This window comes from Tenacibaculum sp. Ill, assembly GCF_051938915.1.
Lineage (GTDB): Bacteria > Bacteroidota > Bacteroidia > Flavobacteriales > Flavobacteriaceae > Polaribacter > Polaribacter larymnensis.
The window spans coordinates 2763806-2779144 of the sequence record NZ_JBPSCW010000002.1 but is presented as its reverse complement, the minus strand read 5'-3'; the positions used below and the strand labels follow the sequence as shown (position 1 = coordinate 2779144).

Genomic DNA, 15339 nt, shown 5'->3' with positions numbered 1-15339 from the left:
AGCTTTTTTTTAGATTCAATTTTTACCCTACATTTTTCTGATACAGATGTTCTTGAAAACCAATAAAAGTATTTCGTATGGTTGGTATGTCTCCTAGATTAGCTTTGGCGTCGGCAATACCACCATATTTTAAGATTAACAAATCTCCTAGTTTCGCATCATCTAGTTCATCAACCCCTTCTTTTACATATTGCTGCAATACGAAATTTAAAAACTGTTGCTGCTCTTTATTATAATTTGAAAACTGAATTTTTGCTTTTTCGGCTCTATTTAAACGAGGTACTAAATCGTTACTATAACCAATATAATTTAGCACATCAAACAAATCACTATCTTCTCCGTGCACAAGTTTACGGAGGTCTTCTAATTGTTCTGTTGAATAGCCTAAATCATTAAGTTCTTGTAGCAATTTTTTACGAGTAGAAGGTAGGCTCCATATTTTTCGTAAATCTTCTTCGTCTTTAAACAAAGAAGGCATATCACCAAATAATTTTTTAATAAAGGCTTCTAAAGAAATCGGTGTACCGTTAGGATCCCAAAAAGTAGTTTTTACCATAGAGTCTAACTCTCTTTTCTTTCCGTCAGATAACACAATGCTAATCATCTTACGTTCTTCTGGCTCACAAACACACGGATCGTTACCACAAACATAGCACGGTTCTTCGGGTTCTTTAAGGCAAATGCAGGGTTTAGAGTTACAAACAGTACAAAGTTTCCCTGGTCCTTTTGGTGTAGGTTCTACTGGGTCTAGTGGTTCACCATCCCATTCTGGGTCTTTAAAATGCTCATGTGCATTTACAAAGTCGTAAATGGTAAAATGTGATTTACCATCAAACAAACGAGTACCACGCCCTACAATTTGTTTAAACTCTATCATTGAGTTTACAGGACGCATGAGTACTATATTTCTCACCTCAGGAGCATCAACACCTGTACTTAATTTTTGAGAGGTAGTAAGAATGGTAGGTAGGGTTTTTTCGTTGTCTTGAAAATCACGTAAATGCTGTTCTCCAATTTTACCATCGTCAGCGGTAACACGTTCGCAGTAATTGGTGCTTTTACTCGTTTTATACTGATTAATTAAATCTCTAACGGCAGCAGCATGAATTTGTGTAGCACAGAATACTAGTGTTTTTTGATGCTGATTAATCATGTTCATGAAGAGTTGTACGCGGTACTCTTCACGAGCTTTAATTTCTATAATTCTATTAAAATCCTGTTCGGTATATTCCCTCGTGGTATCTACATCACCACCAATAACTTCATCATCATCGGTAAAAGCATAGCTATCTATTGTGGTTTGTATTTCTTTAACTTTAAAAGGTGTTAAAAATCCGTCATTAATACCTTCTTTTAACGAGTAAGTGTATACAGGTTTTTTAAAATAATCGTAGGTATCTACATTGATATCTCTTTTTGGAGTAGCGGTGAGTCCTAATTGTACTGCGGGACTAAAATACTCCAATATAGCACGCCAAGTACTTTCATCTTTCGCTCCCCCACGATGACATTCATCAATAATGATAAAATCGAAAAAATCTTTTGGGTACTGCCCAAAATAAGGGGTTTCATCTTCCCCAGACATAAAGGATTGAAAAATGGTAAAAAACACATTACCATTCGTAGGTACTTTTCCCTTCTTTTTAATATCAGAAGGACGTATACGTACCAAGGCGTCGTCTTCAAAATCTCCAAAAGAGTTAAAGGCTTGGTCTGCTAACAAATTTCTATCGGCTAAAAATAAGATTCTTGGTGCACGAGAAGCATCACGCTTCAAGTTCCATTTGGCATGGAATAACTTCCAACAAATATGAAACGCGGTAGCAGTTTTACCCGTACCTGTTGCCATGGTTAACAAAATACGGTCTTTACCTGTAGCTATGGCATCTAAAGTATTTAAAGCAGCGTTGTGTTGGTAATAACGTGGTAAATATTTTCCTTTAAAGCGATGAAAAGGGATGTCGTCAAAACGGGCTTTCCAATCGGCAATTTCAATTTTATAAGACTCTACAGGAGTAGGGAAGGTCATTTCCCATAACTCATCAGGTGTGGGGTAGTGGGTAACATCTCCCTCGGCACCTTCTTGCATATCTACTCCATAAATTTTTAAACCATTAGTTGCATAGGTAAAACGAATGTTTAAACGTTCTGCATAGTCTTTTGCTTGTCCCAAACCATCGGTGTAGTATTTATTTTTTGCTTTGGCTTCTATTACAGCTAAACGGCGGTTTTTGTATTCTAATACATAGTCTGCCGATAGCTTACTAGTACGTTTGTTTTTACCAATAATACGCCCCTCGGTAATAGGGAACTCTACACGTACTCTACTACCTGTAACCTCACCCCAACCTGCTTTTTTTAGGGCAGGGTCTATATAGTCGAGTCTGGTTTGTGCTTCATTCATATAGCAATTTCTTTTTCCGTTAATTCACCTGCAAAGGCTTTTTGTAAGATAGATTTTTTGAGCTCTTCAAGGTTAGTTAGTTTTTGTTGGTAATAGTTTTCTAAATTAATTTTGGATCCATTTAGATACTCTAGTAAAAAAACAATTTCTCGTTGTTTTTGAATATTTTTTGGGAAACTAATATTTAGAGTCAAAATCGTTCTACTGGAAAGATTTGCTTGTCTTGTTCCACTTGCAGTTGCATATAGTCTTTTAAGAAAATTAGGAGATAATAAATAATGTCGTAAATAATCTTTGTTTAGAATATTTTTATCAATTACATCAATTTTCATTATTCGTTGATTAAGTAATAAGTGAACATCAGTTTCTGGAATTTTAACCGTATACCCATAATCAGTCTTATCTACCGTACCTGTTAAAGACATAATCAAATCACCTTCTTTTAATAAATAGGTGTTATATTTATTTGAAAAACCATCGGGGTAGAAAACAGGTTTTCTATTAAGGTCTAAGATGTTTTGATATAAGTTACCCATTCTTAACAGTTGGGTATTTGAATTAGAAATTGTGTCTTTACTTTTAAAAGCAAATCCATTTAAAACTGAACAAACTTCACCTAAAGTCTTCTCCTCCCAACCATCACCTGTTTGGCTAAAGATTTGGTTGAGCTTCGATTGAAACAATTCTTTTGCATTTTCAATATTTCTTTCAATATTGGTTTTGGCTTGGTCTATAGCTGCAAAGGCTTTATCTAAAATGGCTACGATTTGTTGTTGTTCTTCTAGTGGTGGGATTGGGATTGGGATACTTCTAAGGGTTTTAAGATATATTCCTTTTTGAGCTACGCCTCTTGCTTTACTTTCAAATAAATCCTGATATTCTTTACTATTAAATAACTTTGATAAAAAATCTGAATCTAAAATTTCATTAGGTTTCAAAATAGCTACACTTCTTTGAAAAACCATTTTTTCAATACCTGAAGGGTAAACAACACTTCTCCCTATAGTTCCTACTATAGTTAAAAGAACATCACCTGGTTTAACATCAGTTCGTTTATCTTCTTTTTCAAATTCATCATTTGAAATGTATCTGACCTTTGTTAAGTCAAGACCAGATTCCGTTATGTTACGACCACTTAACATTATGCGTCCGCTTTCTTTTCCTTTAGGAGGATTATGAGAGCCGTCTGTTATCTTTTCACAGACTTCAGATAATGTTTTTAATTTCCAACCTTCTCTCATATCAACTCTTTTAGAGATTGAAGAATTGCATTTGTTTCCGTATCCAAGGTTTCCATTTCTGCTAAAATATCTTCAGGAGCTCGTAAAGGAGCTTCTTCAGGTGTGTTTGGGTTTTTAACGCTTAGGTCAAAAGTTTCGGTATCTATATCGGCAATTTTTAGATTCCAAGAGTTTTCAGTTTCTGGTTGGGTTTCTTGTAATTTGATGAACTCTGCTAAATCTTTGTCGTTTAATGGGTTGGTTTTACCCATATTACGCCCTGGGTCTAACTGGTAATACCAAATGTTTTTAGTAGGCTCTCCTTTGGTAAAAAATAAGGTTACGGTTTTTACACCTGCTCCTAAAAAAGTACCACTAGGCATGTCTAAAATAGTATGTAGGTTACAGCTTTCTAATAATAACTTACGCAAACTTACCGAGGCATTGTCGGTGTTACTTAGCACCGTGTTTTTGATAACGATGGCTGCTCGTCCGCCCGCTTTTAAGCTTTTAATAAAGTGCTGCATAAACAGGAATGCGGTTTCTCCTGTTTTAATATCAAAGTTTTGCTGCACTTCTTTACGTTCTTTTCCTCCAAAAGGTGGGTTCGCCAATATAACGTTGTAGCGGTCTTTTTCTTGGATGTCGCGTATGTTTTCACCCAAGGTATTGGTGTGTATAATATTGGGAGCTTCGATACCGTGCAGTATCATGTTCATAATACCAATGACGTATGCCAAGTTCTTTTTTTCTTTACCATAAAAAGTAGCTTCTTGTAAGGTTTTCAAGTTATCGGTATTTTTTTCCATGCGTTCGTACATGTACTCGTAGGCTTCACATAAAAAACCACAAGAACCCGCTGCACCATCATAAACCGTTTCACCCATTTGTGGATTAATTACTTGAATCATAGCCCTAATTAATGGGCGAGGGGTGTAGTATTGTCCGCCATTACGTCCTGCATTCCCCATGTTTTTAATTTTGGTTTCATACAGGTGGCTCAGCTCATGTTTGTCTTTAGAGGTCCTAAACGGTAATTCATCGGCATACTCTAAAATTTCACGTAGGTTGTATCCCGATTGTATTTTGTTTTTGAGTTCAGAGAAAATTTCTCCAATTTTATATTCAATGGTCTGCGGATGTTCGGCAGTATTTTTAAATTCTGCTAAGTAAGGAAACAATTCACCATCCACAAACTGTACTAAATCTTTACCTGTTAAAGCTATATGATGGTCTAGTTTTCCATCAGTATCTTTAGGCATTGCCCAATTATTCCAGCGATATTCTTCTTTTAAAATAAAAGTGTAATCTTTGCCTTCTAAGGCAGCTTCATCAGCTTTATCTTGTTCTAATTCATCTAAGTAACGTAAGAATAGTACCCAAGAGGTTTGCCCTATATAATCTAATTCACTGTCTGCTCCAGAGTCTTTGTAAAGGAGGTCGTCTATGTTTTTAAAAGTTTGTTCGAAACTCATTTATATGTATTACTTGTTTTTTGTGGGTGCTATTTTTTTGAAGCCCTAAAATAACAAAACCCGTACAATTACCCTACGGAAAACCATAAGAAACTGTAAAAATGTGATAAACGTTTAAAAAATGTACGTACCGTAATAGAAAAATGTTTGTTTTTAGAATTTTGTTAGTTTTAAAAAAGTAATAACAAACAAAGTAGAGGTTTCTGTATGTGGTTTTGAAGTATATGTAAAATATAGATTTTTGGTAGATTGCAGCTTACATAAAAACATACATACTATGAAAAATAAGATAGAAGAATTGTTAGCGGTAATTTCAACAAAGTTTCCAGAAATAAGAGAAACATTACCACCAGGAGCTAGTGATACAGCAATAGCGCGTATAGAAAAAGAAACGAACTTACCTATACCGCAATCGTTAAAAGACTTATTAAAAATAACCAATGGAGACGAGAAGTGGGGTGAAAGCCCACACGGATTTTTTAGCTATTTTTTATATAGTTGTAATCGTGTTATTGGTGAGTATAATTTTTTTAAAGAACACGAAAACCAAGCATATCCCGATAGTGTTTATCAAAAGGACTTGGTAAAAAATATTTTGTACAGTGCCAAAAGGTTACCCTTTGCTACAGACGGTTCTGGTCAATACTTGTGTATTGACTATGATCCAGCAGAAAAAGGAACTTACGGACAAATTATTTACTTGCCTTGCGCAGAGCCAGAACCTGTTTCGGTTATTGCTGATAGTTTTGATGATTTTGTAGATTTCCTCATTGAAGAATACAAAAATGATCGATTTTATATTGATGATGAAAGAACCGAATGGGATGAGGAAGAATGGACAGAATGGAAAGAAGACCAACAAAGTGATTATAGCAAAGTAGAAATTATTTTTGAACATAATCATAGAGACGATTGGACGGATATTGCTGATAAATACAATAAAAAGAAAGGAATAGTAAGTAATTAATTATTGTCGTCATTGCGAGGAGGTAGGACGAAGCAATCTTTTTTTCGTTTCCCGTCATTTCGAAGGAAGTTATGACTGAGAAATCTTAATGTTATGAGTTACTCTGATTCATGAGATTACGTCACTTTCCACTTCGACTTCGCTCAGTGTCCGTTCGTAATGACGTTGTTGTTGGTTTCCGTCATTGCGAGGAACGAAGCAATCTTTTTCTCTACTACTGTCATTTCGACTAGGCTCATTATTCGTTTGTATGATATTGTTCTTTTTCCATTGATGAAACAGCACCAAAAAATCTAGTCTTTCGAAACCTTCACTCGAAAATTAACATCCTCGAAACTAAATGAAAAGAACTCACTGTCGCTCAAACAGCTTTTCATTTTTGACGTTTCTTGTGGTGTAATTTTCGGTTTGTTTTCTAAGGACGCTTTTATTACTGTCATTGCGAGGAGGTAGGACGAAGCAATCTGTTTATCGGTTACTGTCACTTCGAATATATGTGTGAGATCTTAAGGTTATGAGTAGCTCACATTCATAAGATTACGTCACTTCACTACGTTTCGTTCGTAATGACGTTATAGGAGGCAGAGAAGAGTATGAATAACCGACCTATTTTTATTTTGCTAGAATTCAAGGTTATGGAGTAGAAGAGAATCCAAAGAGTTTACGGTCTGGATTCGAATACGGAATACAACGTAGAATTCAAAAAAGGAAAAATAAGTCTTAATTTTTTGTTTCGTTTTGTATCAAGACAAAATGAAAGTATATGTTTGTGAGTAACTCATATTCATGGGGTTTAATCACACTTCGCTACAGCTCAGTTCGAAATGACCGTTTTGTTTATAGTAGTATTATTCTTTTTCCATTGATGAAAAAGAACCAAAAAATCTAGTCTTTCGAAACCTTCACTCGAAAATTAACATCCTCGAAACTAAATGAAAAGAACTCACTGTCGCTCAAACAGCTTTTCATTTTTGACGTTTCTTGTGGTGTAATTTTCGGTTTGTTTTCTAAGGACGCTTTTATTACTGTCATTGCGAGGAGGAAGGACGAAGCAATCTTTTTCTCGACTACCGTCACCTCGAATATATGTGTGAGGTCTTAAAGTTATGAGTAACTCACATTCATGAGATTACGTCACTTCACTACGTTTCGTTCGTAATGACGTTATTGTTGGTTTCCGTCATTGCGAGAAACGAAGCAATCTTTTTCTCGATTACCATCACTTCGAATGGATATTTTGTTTCGTTTTGTATCAAGACAAAATGAAAGTATATGTTTGTGAGTAACTCCTGTTCATGAGATTGTTTCATTTTTTACTTCGATTATCGTTTGTCTTGAGTTACAGTTGTAAGGTTTAGTATCCGTTTGTAATAGTGTTACATTATAATAATGAAATAAATGAATTTTACTTTTAGAGTTTTTTTTATGCATATTTGCTGTATGAAAAAAGCCTATTTTAACTGGAGCTCTGGAAAAGACTCTTCATTAGCATTATACAAAATATTACAGCAAAAAGAATACGATGTGCAAAAGTTGATAACGAATGTAAATCAAGATTATCAACGTGTTTCAATGCATGGTTTGCATGAAGATTTGTTAGATGCACAGGCTGAAAGTATTGGGATTCCTTTAGAAAAAATATATTTTCCTGCTGAAGTTACAATGGATTTGTACAATCAGAGAATGAAGGAGAAAACGGCTGAGTTAAAAGATGCAGGGCTTGTAAATGGTATTTTTGGAGATATTTTTTTGGAGGATTTAAGAGCATATCGCGATTCGAAGCTACAAGAGGTCGGAATTACAGGTGTGTATCCGTTATGGAAACAAGATACAAAAGAGTTACTTCGTGAGTTTTTAGCCTTAGGTTTTAAAACAATAACTGTTTGTGTGAATGCCAAATTGTTAGGAGAAGAGTTTGTAGGGAGAGTTATTGATGAAGATTTTATTAATGAACTTCCTGAAGGGGTAGATGTTTGCGGAGAAAATGGTGAGTTTCATACCTTTTGTTATGACGGACCTATTTTTAAGAAACCTGTGGAGTTTGAAATAGGAGAGAAGGTGTTGAAATCGTATACTTTGCATAAAAGTGATGATGACAATTGTTATCAAGATTCAAAGAAAACTAAGAAAAAAGAGGAAAGCACCACTAAAAACTATGATAGAAGTTTTTGGTACTGTGATTTACTGTTAAAAAAGTAATTTGCTTATTGGTTCTAATAAATTTTTTGCTGGGGAATTTTCTAAGCAAGAGCTACAGGCGTTATACATAAATAAACAATCGATAAAATCGGTTAGCATGTGTAGTAGTAACCCTAAACCGATAATGTTATAAGGTCTTTTTAAAAAAAGTAAGATAACATACATTCCTATTGCATAGTAGGAATGGAATATGTGAAAACCAAAACTACATCGGTTAGGATCAAATATAGGACTTGCTAATAAGTGATCTACATCTACCAACATGGTAGCAAGTAGTAATAGTGCAATTTTTTTCCAGTTATTTTTAAAAAATAGATAGGCTATAATTACAGGGAAACCAAAATGTAAAAAGTAGTTAATAAATGTTTGCATTTGCTTAAAGCTTAAACCACTTCTTTTTCTAAAGCTAAAAAATGTGTGATTTCCGAGTTGTTATTGTTATGTAGCGGGATTATATATAGTTCACATTTATAGGTAGATTTATCTTTTCTGTAATTAATGATTACATCTTTAAATGGTTTTCCCTTTAAAAGTTTTGTTTGAATCCTTTTTCTAGTAGTTTCCTTTGTTTTTTCTCCTTGTAAAAAGCGTGGGGTTTTGTTTAATGCAAATTCTTTTTTGTAGCCCGTCATTTTGGTAAAACCATCACTTACCCAAATTATTTTCTTTTGTATATCGGTAAGAACTAACGATTCATAATCGTTTTCTTTTATAATAGATGTAATGTTATTTTTCCAGTTGAAGCTTTTTGAAAATGTTTTTATAAGTTTTAAGTCACTGTATAGTTCTTTTTCAATAAATAAGTCTTGAATTCCCCAACTTAAAAGGTTTACACTTTTTTTAGATGAAGGATTAAGGTTATCAGCAATTTTAATGTATTCTTCTTTGTCTAAATTTGATACATAAATATCTAAAGACATCATTTTATCAAAACTATTTTTCATACCTACTAAATAACTACTTTTTTTAGTAAAACTAAAATTTTTCAAAAACACCTAGGCCAAATAAGGCAAAATCATACTTAACAGGGTCTTTCTTATCAAACTTTCTTAAAGTTACATCAAGTTCTTGAATGGCTTTCCAATCGTTTTGTTTTCTAGTAAGAATTTTTAATTTTCGAGCAATATTTCCTGTATGTACATCTAGCGGACAGTGTAAATGCGCTGGTGAGTGTGTTTTCCAAATACCTAAATCGACTCCAGTTGTATTATCACGAACCATCCAACGTAAAAACATGTTAATTCTTTTGGATGCAGAACCTTTTAAAGGGTCAGAAACATGTTTTAAAGTTCTTGATTGGTGTGGAATTTCAAAAAATACTTGTTTAAAGTTATGAATAGCATGCTGATAATTATCGGCATTATCTTTTGGTTGTAACACAGCTTCTAATCCGCCATGATTTTGGTAGATGTTTTTTAACGATTGAACAAAGAGCTTAAAATCATCAGCATTAAACGTTCGGTGTACAAATCCGTCAAAATCAGCTAAGTCTTCTTCAGAATGATTGAGAACAAAATCGTACGGAGAATTCCCCATTAAATCCATCATTTTATGGGAGTTGTTAATAATCATTTTACGGTTTCCCCAAGCAATAGTTGCAGCTAAAAAACCAGCAATTTCAATATCCTCTTTTACCGAAAATTGGTGTGGAATTTGAATGGGGTCACTATCAATAAAATCTGGATTATTGTATTGTGTTACTTTTTCGTCTAAAAATTCTTTGAGCTCCTTTTTGTTCATTTTATGCTAAATCTCCTGCAAAACTAAGCAAAACAAAGAAAGCATTGTAACAAGCGTGTAATAAGATACTCCATTGTAAACCAAAACGAACCCTGATAAACCCTAAATAACCACCTAATATAGTTTGTGGAGCTACTAGTATTGGTGCTAATAAAAGTACGTTGGTGGTAATATTAAAGTTAGTTAAATGTACCAAACCAAAAAGTAGTGCGAATACATAAAAGGCTATTTTAAAAGTTTTTTTACCATGAAATAAGGTGATTGGTGCTCTAAAAAATAACTCTTCAAATAAAGGAGCTAAAATGATTGTAAGAAAAGCGATAAACCATTTGGTATGCGCTTTTAGTAATTCCTCCATAGCATGTTCATTCATGTTTATCAAACCTAATTCTTGAACAAGAAGAAAAAGAGGCGATAATATTGCACCTGTAATAATGCTTATGAAAAGGAGGTGAAAGAATTTTTGGAATCGATACGAAATATCTTGGTTGGTATCTTCTTCTAAAACAGGTTTTTTTAAATAAGTAACAAGTTCTTGAAAAGTTTCTTTCATGTGAGTGATTTATTAATTAGTAGCAAGAAACTTTAAATAGTTACATTATTCAACAATAATTCCGTCTTTCATTGTAAGCGTTCTATCAGCCATTTTTGCTAATTCTTTGTTGTGTGTAACTAATACAAACGTTTGTCCAAACTCATCACGTAATTTAAAAAACAATTCATGTAAGTTTTTTGCTGAGGTAGAATCAAGGTTTCCTGAAGGTTCGTCAGCAAAAATAACAGAAGGTTCATTAATTAAAGCTCTGGCAACAGCAACACGTTGTTGTTCTCCTCCAGAAAGCTCGTTAGGTTTGTGATTTTCTCTATGTGATAATCCTAAAAAGGCTAGTAATTCTTTGGCTCTTTTTTCGGTTTCTACTTTTCCTTTTCCTCCTATAAATGCAGGAATACAAACGTTTTCTAAGGCTGTAAACTCTGGTAATAACTGATGAAATTGAAAAATGAATCCGATGTGTTTATTTCGGAACGCAGAAACTTTTGTGTCGTTTAAACCTTTGATAGAAACACCATCTACCAATAATTCGTAGCTCTGATCTTTTAATGGTTTATCTAAGGTTCCTAAAATTTGTAGTAAGGTTGTTTTTCCTGCTCCTGAAGGACCAACAATAGCTACAATTTCTCCTTTTTTTATATGAAGATCAACACCTTTTAATATTTCTACCTCTCCGTAATGTTTGTGGATGTTTTTAGCAACAATCATAGTATTATTTTCTAAGTAACGAAAGTATAAAAAAGAAATCAGATACGCTTTAATGCTTATCTGATTTCAAACAATACATAAACGTGTATTTAAATTATGTTTTTAATGTTGTTGTAATCGATAAAATAAACTAATCGAACTGAAAATCTATGCTGCATACTTTGATCAAAAAGTTTTGAGATGTTGTTTTTAAAATCAATGTTTGCAGGAGCAAAATCATGATCTGGCCTTATAGAATTTCTGTAGAAAAAGATTAATTGGCTACCTGGAGCAAATTGCCATTGATAGTTTAGATCTAAGTTCCAACTATTAAAGTTTTTATCGTGCTCTCCTTGGTAATTATTCTTTGTAAGTTCTCCGTTATCTTCATTTAAACTAAAATACTTTCCTTGATATGGAACTTTACTCCAGTTATGTCTAAATGATAATGATACTGCAGATTTTGTACTAAAGGTATATTTTCCTGTTAAAGAATTGTCGTATGTAGCCCAATCTCGTTGACCAAAAATAATATGATCTTTTAATGGTGCTAAAGAAGGTTTTTCTTGCACATCGTCTTCACTAACTTTTGTAACATATCCTTGATCGTTATTCGTTTTTCCATATCTGAAACCATAAATTAAAGAAAATTTGTTTGTAAAACGATATCTTGGTGAAATTCTGAATCCGTAGTCTTCTTTAGGGTTGTAGTTATAAAAGGTATAATACCAATTATAATCTATTGCAAACTTTTTTCTATAATCGGTAGACCCCCAATGGTTCACATTCAGCCTTTCAGGTTTGTTAAAGTAGATACCACTTGTTGTTCCTTGTCTTGGTTCAAAAAAGTCTTTTCGTTCTGTGCTATAATTTAAGTTTCCTCCAAAGCTGAACCGGTTTTTGGTATCAGCCCAAAAAGATAGACCAGCATTGGTACCAACATAAGTTCCTGGGTTGTGCAAAAAGTTAAAGTTATAGTATATGTTGGCCCCGTAATTATTAAATATTCCTTTAGGTTTTAATAAACGGTAACCAACAAAACCGTAAATAGTTTGTTCATTATTACTAAAAAGAATCCCCATATCATTAGGGTTGTAGTCTTTGTTTTCAAAATTGTATCCAATTTCTCCACGCCAATTTCCAGATTGTTTACCTATACTGGTATCAAAAGCGTATCCTGTATTAGGATAGTCTGCATCATCAGAAATATTACTCATTTTAAAGCTACCATCTATGTTATACTTACTTTCTTTGTCTTCAACATGCCAAATCAATCCAGTAACATTTGCATCTCTAAATCTTCCATCACGAGTTACATTGGTATTGATTAAGGTTATCGCAGAGTTTTGATTAAACTGCTGATCTAGTACCATAATATTGTAGTTAGAAAAAGGGTTTACTGTAGTTTTATAGGTGCTAACATTACTAATAGTGTCTAATCCATTAATTGTTTGCTCAGTTCTTTCAACAGTAGCTTCTGTTTTTTCGGTAATAGCGTTAAAAAAACCTACACCTAAACCTCCTTTGGTTCTTCCAGATATTTTTATGGCGTTTAGCATTTGAACTTTATCAGGAACATTTATAACTTCATCGTTTACTTTTTTTCCATCAGTAAATTCTTCATCGTCTCTTCGTTCACCAGAAAATTGATCTATTGGTCTTCCTCCAATTCTTCTTGAATAAAATAGGCGTCCTTTACTAAATAATTCAGTTCCTTCAGTAAAAAACTGACGTTGTTCTGTAAATTGTTGTTCAAAAGGACCAAGGTTTAAGGTAACATTATCAAAACCTACTTGGCTAAAATCAGGAATTAAAGTAGCGTCTAAAGTAAAGTTTTCGGTAATTCCATATTTTACATCCATACCTACACTCCAGTCAAAATCAGTATTACCATCTTTAGTGGTGGTAGTAGCGGATGCGTATGGGTAAAAGTTTAATCGAGTAGGAGGTTTTATGTTGGTGAAGTTTTCATATAAACCATCATATTGTGTCCAGTTTCCTTGTTGGTTATCAATATGATTCCACGTAAATTGAGCATTTAAATTCAATGCTTTTCTGTGGAAGTTAATTCCCCATGATTGAACTGGAACATTAGCAAAACGTAAAGCTCTATAAGGAATCTTCATTTCTACAACCCAAGAGTCTTCATTAATACTAAAATCGCTATCCCATACAGCACTCCAGTTAAAATCTTCATTTCCGTTTGATACTTTTGAGTCTGCTTGCGCACCAGAACTGGTTACAATAAATTCAAAAGGATTTTGTCCATCATCGTTAGGGTTAATGGTTATTAAAAAGAAATCACTGTTACCAATGTTGTCTCTGTTAGTAAACTCAGCAGGTATTTTAGATGGTTCTGGGTCGTACATTTTAGCGCTGATGTAAATAGCATTATCATCGTAAACTAATTTTACTACTGTTTTATGGGTGTCAGGTTCTGCTTTTCCGTTATCAGGACGCATCATTACAAAGTCTTTTGCGGCAGGGACATTTTTCCAGGCAGCATCGTCTAATTTTCCGTCAATTTTTGGAGGTGAATCTACACGTATCACGTCTAGTTTTTTCCTGTTTTGGTTAATTGTTTGGGCATTTGTAACTCCTATAAAGAAGAAACAGGTTGTAATAAATGCTAAAACTTTAAGCATAGTTGATTGAGATATAGTATTAGTTGTTGGGCTAAATTATTATGATTAGGATAAATAAATCACAAAATCATGTTAATTACGGTAAAGACCTGTTAAAAAAAAGAATGTGACACGTTAAAATGTTAAAAAAATGCAAAAATGAAAATTATAATAAAATTGATTTTAATCATAAATTAAAGTACAATTTATAAGGTATTATAAATTGAATTTGTATTTTTGTTCGACTTTAAAAATTCATATCTAATGAACTTACACGAATATCAAGGTAAAGAAATATTAAGCAGTTTTGGCGTTCGTATTCAACGTGGAATTGTTGCAAATACTCCAGAAGAAGCTGTTGAAGCAGCGAAGAAATTAACAGAAGAAACAGGTACTGGTTGGCATGTAATCAAAGCTCAAGTACACGCAGGTGGTCGTGGAAAAGGTGGTGGTGTTAAGTTAGCTAAAAACTTAGATGAGGTAAAAAGTATTACTGATGACATTTTAGGAATGATGTTAGTAACTCCTCAAACTTCAGCAGAAGGTAAGTTAGTTAACCAAGTGTTAATTGCTGAGGATGTATATTATCCTGGTGATAGTGAGCCAGATGAATTTTATATGTCAGTTTTATTAAACCGTGCTACAGGTAGAAACATGATTATGTACTCTACTGAAGGAGGTATGGATATTGAAACAGTGGCAGAAGAAACTCCACACTTAATTTTTACAGAAGAAATTGACCCAGGAACAGGATTATTACCTTTCCAAGCTCGTAAAATTGCTTTTAACTTAGGTTTAAGCGGTGGGGCTTTAAAAGAAATGGTAAAGTTTGTTACTGCTTTATATACAGCATACATCAAGTCTGATTCTTCGATGTTTGAAATTAACCCAGTATTAAAAACATCTGATGATAAAATTATGGCAGTAGATGCTAAAGTATCGTTAGATGAGAATGCATTATACCGTCATAAAGATTATGCAGCAATGCGTGATTTACGTGAAGAAAACCCAATTGAGGTAGAAGCTAAAGCTGCAGGATTAAACTATGTAGATTTAGATGGTAACGTTGGATGTATGGTAAACGGAGCTGGTTTAGCAATGGGAACTATGGATTTAATTAAGCAAGCAGGTGGTGATCCAGCTAACTTCTTAGATGTTGGTGGTACTGCAGATGCACAACGTGTTGAAACTGCTTTCGGAATTATCTTAAAAGATCCTAACGTAAAAGCTATCTTAGTAAACATTTTTGGAGGAATCGTTCGTTGTGATCGTGTTGCTCAAGGTGTTGTAGATGCTTATAAAAATATGGGAGACAAAATTAATGTGCCTATTATTTGTCGTTTACAAGGAACAAACGCTAAAGAAGCAAAAGAATTAATTGATAACAGCGGAATGGAAATTATCTCAGCTACTGAGTTCCAAGAGGCTGCTGATAAAGTAGGAGAAGTTTTAAGTGCTTAAAACTTTTTT

General features: G+C 33.6%; 12 protein-coding genes. 3 read left to right on the top strand and 9 right to left on the bottom strand.

The features are described 5' to 3' along the window. Positions 1-22: 22 nt before the first annotated feature. The 3 genes from hsdR to ACTPNM_RS13080 are packed head-to-tail and all read right to left on the bottom strand — an operon-like array spanning position 23 to position 5099. Entirely contained in the window at positions 23-2404 is a 2382-nt protein-coding gene (gene hsdR, locus ACTPNM_RS13090) for an EcoAI/FtnUII family type I restriction enzme subunit R (protein WP_440122256.1), read from the bottom strand. Then, complete coding sequence (locus ACTPNM_RS13085; RefSeq protein ID WP_440122254.1) at positions 2401-3645, bottom strand: restriction endonuclease subunit S; 1245 nt, start codon at positions 3643-3645, stop codon at positions 2401-2403. The genes hsdR and ACTPNM_RS13085 overlap by 4 nt, the downstream gene beginning before the upstream one ends. Next, the gene (locus ACTPNM_RS13080) at positions 3642-5099 is read right to left on the bottom strand and encodes an N-6 DNA methylase (RefSeq protein WP_440122253.1); all 1458 of its coding nucleotides are present in this window, start codon (positions 5097-5099) and stop codon (positions 3642-3644) included. Before ACTPNM_RS13080 ends, ACTPNM_RS13085 begins: the two co-directional genes overlap by 4 nt. 277 nt (positions 5100-5376) lie before the next feature. Here ACTPNM_RS13080 and ACTPNM_RS13075 point away from each other — a divergent pair, with 277 nt between their 5' ends. Beyond that, positions 5377-6066, top strand: coding sequence for an SMI1/KNR4 family protein (locus tag ACTPNM_RS13075; protein WP_440122252.1), 690 nt, complete (start codon positions 5377-5379; stop codon positions 6064-6066). A 1440-nt stretch (positions 6067-7506) separates the two neighbouring features. Then, on the top strand, positions 7507-8265 hold the full coding sequence (locus tag ACTPNM_RS13070) for a diphthine--ammonia ligase (RefSeq protein ID WP_425659348.1): 759 nt from the start codon (positions 7507-7509) through the stop codon (positions 8263-8265). On the opposite strand, the gene ACTPNM_RS13065 is transcribed toward ACTPNM_RS13070, so the two are convergent. From ACTPNM_RS13065 to ACTPNM_RS13040, 6 genes are all read right to left on the bottom strand, one after another. Continuing rightward, on the bottom strand, positions 8254-8637 hold the full coding sequence (locus ACTPNM_RS13065; RefSeq protein WP_440122251.1) for a DUF6122 family protein: 384 nt from the start codon (positions 8635-8637) through the stop codon (positions 8254-8256). The two genes, ACTPNM_RS13070 and ACTPNM_RS13065, sit on opposite strands and share 12 nt — an antisense overlap. Before the next feature lie 11 nt (positions 8638-8648). After that, positions 8649-9209: a PAS domain-containing protein gene (locus tag ACTPNM_RS13060; protein WP_440122249.1), complete on the bottom strand. Its 561-nt coding sequence runs from the start codon at positions 9207-9209 to the stop codon at positions 8649-8651. A 31-nt stretch (positions 9210-9240) separates the two neighbouring features. After that, positions 9241-10005 carry a TIGR02757 family protein gene (locus ACTPNM_RS13055; protein WP_121147039.1) on the bottom strand — a complete coding sequence of 255 codons (765 nt, stop codon included), beginning with the start codon at positions 10003-10005 and terminating at the stop codon, positions 9241-9243. A gap of 1 nt (position 10006) precedes the next feature. After that, complete coding sequence (locus ACTPNM_RS13050; protein WP_121147040.1) at positions 10007-10558, bottom strand: CPBP family intramembrane glutamic endopeptidase; 552 nt, start codon at positions 10556-10558, stop codon at positions 10007-10009. Positions 10559-10603: 45 nt separating this feature from the next. Then, positions 10604-11266, bottom strand: coding sequence for an ABC transporter ATP-binding protein (locus ACTPNM_RS13045; protein ID WP_440122247.1), 663 nt, complete (start codon positions 11264-11266; stop codon positions 10604-10606). A gap of 89 nt (positions 11267-11355) precedes the next feature. Further along, the gene (locus tag ACTPNM_RS13040; protein WP_440122246.1) at positions 11356-13890 is read right to left on the bottom strand and encodes a DUF5916 domain-containing protein; all 2535 of its coding nucleotides are present in this window, start codon (positions 13888-13890) and stop codon (positions 11356-11358) included. Between the two features lie 243 nt (positions 13891-14133). Here ACTPNM_RS13040 and sucC point away from each other — a divergent pair, with 243 nt between their 5' ends. Next, complete coding sequence (gene sucC, locus ACTPNM_RS13035) at positions 14134-15330, top strand: ADP-forming succinate--CoA ligase subunit beta (protein ID WP_440122245.1); 1197 nt, start codon at positions 14134-14136, stop codon at positions 15328-15330. The last annotated feature ends 9 nt before the right edge of the window (positions 15331-15339 follow it).